The sequence below is a fragment of the Bartonella sp. AD328YNZD genome, assembly GCF_042196425.1.
Genome location: NZ_JBHIQG010000191.1, coordinates 1 through 3,619, shown reverse-complemented (window position 1 = coordinate 3,619; position 3,619 = coordinate 1). Strand labels below are relative to the sequence as shown.

Below are 3,619 nucleotides of genomic sequence, written 5' to 3'. Positions count from 1 at the left end.
GCCGTGATATCCTTGTTTGGATCAATCATTTCAAGCGGGGGCGCAAAGCTTTCACATTGAAGCCATGGCAAGGAATTTTCTTCCCATCCGGGTAAGTGAACGCGTCCAGAAAGTACTGCCATTTCAACAAAACGTTCCCAAACAATGCGGTTAAACTGAAAGGCAATGATATGTTCACGCCATTGTTTGACATGCCGTCTAAACTGAATGATAGAGGTTCGCACATTGGAAAAATTACCGCGCGTAACGTCTCCAGTCACAACGGCATAAGGCATATTGAGAGCCGAGCAAATTTTTGAAATATTGCGAAATTGGAAAGCCTCATAAGAACCTCCAACCTCAACAGGGTTAGAGAATGTAACCTCTTTATTCTCTCCTAAATAAAGAGATGCACCGGGTGCAATGGCAGGTGCTTCGTATTCTTCTTCAACGTCGTTTTTATCACGATTATCGGATAATTTTGCGACGTTTGGGGAATTGTCCTTGACAAACGCCGCGAAAAGAGCCGCCGTCCTTTTTCGATCAAGTTCTGCATCATCATAGGATTCGAGTTGAAAGATCTTTGTCATACAGCGCGTTATTTTGGGAGAACCGCGCAATTGTCCGGCAATCCGGCGTTCTTTTATATGAAGAACCATTTCAGCAGGGACGCGCACGCGCTCTTGGCTCTTAAAGGCTCTGTTTGCAGGACAATCATCATAGGGATGATGTTCCCAGAAATGATAAGCAACGCGCTTACCACTGGCATCGAATTCAATTCCCATACGAATGTAATTGCCTTCAATTTCAGCAGGTCCATTATAGGTGAGATCCAGCATTTCAGTAGGATAAACTTGTAATTGAAGCGGCACACCAGAGCGCCCATAAAGGTCAACATAATGCAATCTTACAAAGCATTCGCCGGTTAAAAAGACCTCTCGTGCAATGGTTGCTTGCAGCCCATAAAAGCTGGCATCTTCGTCGTAGTCTGCTTCATCAGCCCATTGCCACCATAAGTCTAAAAGCTTTTTCTTTTCTTCTTGAAAACCTTCAATGCGAGGATAAGGTTTAATCCCATCACTGACAGCCGCAGAGACCCATTCTTCAGTCGCAGAACCGTAAAGAGATTCATTGTCATAAAGCCATCTTGAACGGGCAACAATGGTATCACCGCATTCTTCAATCGCTTTATTGATATGTTTTTTTGCGGGATCAAAACCACCCATGCGACGGCTTTTGCTTGCCGCTTCAAAATGGGGATTGTGTTGACGAGAAATTGTAAAAAAGCCCGTAAGTTTATTGATAAAGCCAGCCATTAATAGCCTCGTGAGATATTAAAATAGAACACGCGTGAACCTTTACGCCCTTCAAGGTCCGCTATTTGCGTATTGATCATTTCAAGAGCTCTGCGCAGTTCCTCAACAGAGCGGTTGCTGACTTGCTTATCGCCGTGACGCACTGATTGCGCACCCGAATAAAGAGCCTCTTCAATTTGTTCACGCCGCCTTTTTAAACTTTCCAGTCTGTTAATTTTGCTGTTAAATGGTCCTAAAGTTTCATCCACAAATCACCTCCAATCCCCTCGCATATAAGGATTCATCACTGTTCTGGATTGTTTCCTTTGAGGTTGTGCTATCTGAGATCTTCTTGGAGAAGTGAATGAAGAAATCCCAGATGTTGGTTGCTCTACAGAACTTTCAATTTTAAGTTTTTCCAAACGCTCTTCTAAGATATCGACTTCTCGATTAAGGTTTATTCCTGCCGAAATCAGACCTTGTAAAGCAGCATAAGCATAGACCCTACAGTCCAAGGCTTCGTTTCTTGCCTTTTCACTTTTTTGCCATTCAATACGCTTGAAGCCTTTAAAATATTTGATGACTTTTCTTTCAGCGGTTAGCTGGTCAAAATATTCCAGGTCAAGGCTTTTGTGAAAGTGTGTTGCACCAGCCCCCGTTGCTTCAGGACCCGATTTTTTAAATCGTGCTGTAATGATATCTTTTGCGGCATCAACCCCAACAATATAAAGATTAATCTGTCCTTTATTGTTTCTGCTTGGTCGGCGTGGCCATACCGCACGCCATCCCGCCTGTCCTTTAATACCCCAGATGCGCCGCCCCTCACGCGGGCGTACATAATTATAAACTGCCTGTGTATGTCCACCACCGGTATCAATACAAGCCGCTGTTATCCTAATCCCTTCTTTATAGCCTGGATGTGGCCAGCGTTTTGCAAGATATTCATCCAATTGGTCCCACACTTCAAAAGAAGAGGGATCACCAAGGATCACTTGATAATCAATATGCCAACTTTCTTCACTACGCCCCCATCCCACTACTTCAAGCTCTAAACGATCATTTTGCACATCAATGCCTGCTGTCAACACGACGGCTTGTTCTGGTGCAAGGGGATACTCTTCGCGTTTTGCATAAAGGCTGTCTGGATCAACAACTTCGCCCGTTCTGTCCTCCCATGGCTCTCCAAGCACTGTATTGACAAAAGGCTGTAGAAGAGCTGGATCATCTTTGGCATTTAAAAACTCTCTTGCACATTCTCCCCATGTAAGCCAAGGTGAATAGAGTGCCGAAATATGATAAGAGCGCAAATTGGGTCTGCTTGATTCACTGGTTGGGACCCAGCATGCGCCTCTTTCTTCACACATGAGATCTGTTTTTCGGTGCTCGGCATGTTCATGACCACAATGGGCACAAACAAAAACAGCTTTTTCAGGAACCCCTTTCGGCCATTTGATTTGTGACCAAACAATCGGCTGGAGTGTACCACATGCATCACAAGGCACGTTGTAATATCGCTGGTCTCCTAGTACAAAATCCTTGGCAATACGGCTTGTGTCACGGTGGGTAGGAGTGGACAATTTAAAGATCTTTCGTTGTACAAAGGTTGATGTGCGCTTTTCCGCAATCATCACTGGATCACCTTCGTTATCGACACTGAGAGGATAGGCATCCACCTCATCTAAAATCAGATAACGAATAGGCATGGAACGCAAACCAGCAGCACTGTTGGCTCCTGTAAGCATCAATGCCCCACCATCAAACTCTTTCGAAAACATGGTATTTCCGCTGTCACGTGCTCGTGCTGGGGCTATGCGTTCACTTAAAACTGGACTTGCCATAATCATGGGATCAAGCCGCGTCTTTGAAAGCTTTTTGGCTGTCTCAACGGTCGGCATGACATAAAGAGCAGGTCCTGGACTATAATGAATAGCATAACCGCAGAAGTTCAATCCTGCCTCTGACATGCCAACCTGCGCTCCTTTCATGACAATGGTTGTTTCAATCGGTTTGTGAGAGGAAAGATTATCCATGATTTCACGCAAATAGGGGGTCCGCTTTGTTCTCCACAATCCAGGTTCAGCACTTGCTACGGTGCTAAGGTATCTATTCTTGTCCGCCCATTGGGAAACCGTATACGGTGGGTCCGGTTGTCTTGCATCATTGGCATGGGAGAAAAATTCTGTAACAGCATTCTCATCCATTATTCATTCTTTGCTCGCCCCAAAACTCTCTCATTCTGGAGGTTGAGGATCATGATAAGGAACTGGAATATGAACAGCTTCAAGCAAAGCCTTTCGCATGTAATAATCAATGGCACCGATTAGGCTTGCAGCATCACATCCAAC

General features: G+C 44.8%; 3 protein-coding genes. All 3 read right to left on the bottom strand.

All coding sequences use genetic code 11. From position 1 onward, the window contains the following. A partial coding sequence (locus ACFIO3_RS08830; RefSeq protein WP_375704332.1) for a phage portal protein occupies window positions 1–1,295 on the bottom strand: 1,295 nt, incomplete at its 3' end. Further along, window positions 1,295–1,543 (bottom strand): phage head-tail joining protein, encoded by a 249-nt coding sequence (locus tag ACFIO3_RS08825; protein WP_375607156.1) that lies wholly within the window; start codon window positions 1,541–1,543, stop codon window positions 1,295–1,297. The genes ACFIO3_RS08830 and ACFIO3_RS08825, both read right to left, overlap by 1 nt. Window positions 1,544–1,546: 3 nt before the next feature. Continuing rightward, a complete protein-coding gene (locus ACFIO3_RS08820; RefSeq protein WP_375686498.1) occupies window positions 1,547–3,475 on the bottom strand; it encodes a phage terminase large subunit family protein in 1,929 nt (642 codons plus the stop codon). Window positions 3,476–3,619 lie beyond the last annotated feature (144 nt).

Coding starts and splice junctions, on each gene's coding strand:
- ACFIO3_RS08820 (WP_375686498.1), bottom strand. CDS start 3,475: ATGGATGAGAATGCTGTTACAGAATTTTTCTCCCATGCCAATGATGCA.